Here is a 1,153-nt window from a genome sequence, read left to right as displayed (position 1 = left end):
GTTAGGCTTCTGCACGATAAGATATATTAGGATCTGGTCGGTGAGCGTTGAATTCTCAGTAGCCAGAAATTCCTTGTTCCTATCAACATAGCGCAATGCCAGACCGGATCGCCTATCAAGCATATTTTGAATAGCTGAAGATTTGCAAAATCTTGCGAGGATTGCTCGACGCACCCCCCCTTTAAAGCAATACTCTGATACGCCGACCATAGCAAATACAATAAGTTCATCTTCAGTGGAGGCGTCGACTAAACCACGCACGATTCTTGATAGGGGCCGGAAATCATTAAGCACCCTGCAGGTAGCCACTGCAATAGGATCGCCCTGAAGAGACCGAATGAACGATTTACTTCCGGACAGCACCTTATTGGAGCCCACGAGCATACGCTCAGTCATTTTATCAATTAGACTGTCTATCTCATGGAGATTCAGGGCTCTAAACCGTATCTCCTCATACCCACCGGATCCCAACATCTTGTCGAGATAATTTTTCCGATACGATCGTTCGGCGCCGATAATGATGATGTCATCACGCTCCGCGAGGCCAAGCACATCAGATATTGACTGCGCATGATCGGCCAAATTATCAACCATTAGTATGATAGGCCCCTCAATTAAATCAATCGTGCTTGCGGTAGAGCGAGAAAGCCTCCCAATCTCACTTGCCCATAGAACATGATACTTGCCGCGAGATGCCAGATTGTATGCAGTCCGCTTCAAAGCAGTCGTCTTCCCGACGCCAGTTGGCCCGAGCATTGCAATGATACGCCTCCCCCCGGCGATACCGTTAACTTCGTTTATCGCGCGCGCAGCTTCCCTTCTTGAAATATCTAAATTCGCAGAAAGGTCGCGCCATCGCGGAGGATGGCCATAATAGAACTTATTACTTGAAACCTTCGAAACATCAAAATTTGGAACCAGCTCGAAGTCTGCGTCTAATTGCAGGGAAGCAGTATGACTTACGCTACTCGGCAGTAGATCCCGTATTCCAGCATCTATTCTTTCTTCTACCAAAGGTGGGTTTGGTATCTTTTCGGAGAGATACCTCATAAAGTCGCTTGAGTATCCCACAAATTGAATTAGATTATGATCCCGGCAAAAAGACTCGCTCAGCCTATCAGTAGATGTATCAACGAATATAGATGGACCTACA

General features: G+C 46.7%; 1 protein-coding gene. It reads right to left on the bottom strand.

The window, feature by feature from the left end; all coding sequences use genetic code 11:
* The coding region (locus CJ301_RS18950; RefSeq protein WP_162620636.1) for an ATP-binding protein at nt 1–1,050 on the bottom strand (1,050 nt) is incomplete at its 3' end.
* Nucleotides 1,051–1,153: the final 103 nt, after the last annotated feature.

Origin of the sequence: Limimaricola cinnabarinus (genome assembly GCF_002723615.1) — a bacterium.
Taxonomy (GTDB): Bacteria; Pseudomonadota; Alphaproteobacteria; order Rhodobacterales; family Rhodobacteraceae; genus Limimaricola; species Limimaricola cinnabarinus_B.
This window is presented reverse-complemented; position numbering and strand designations above follow the sequence as displayed.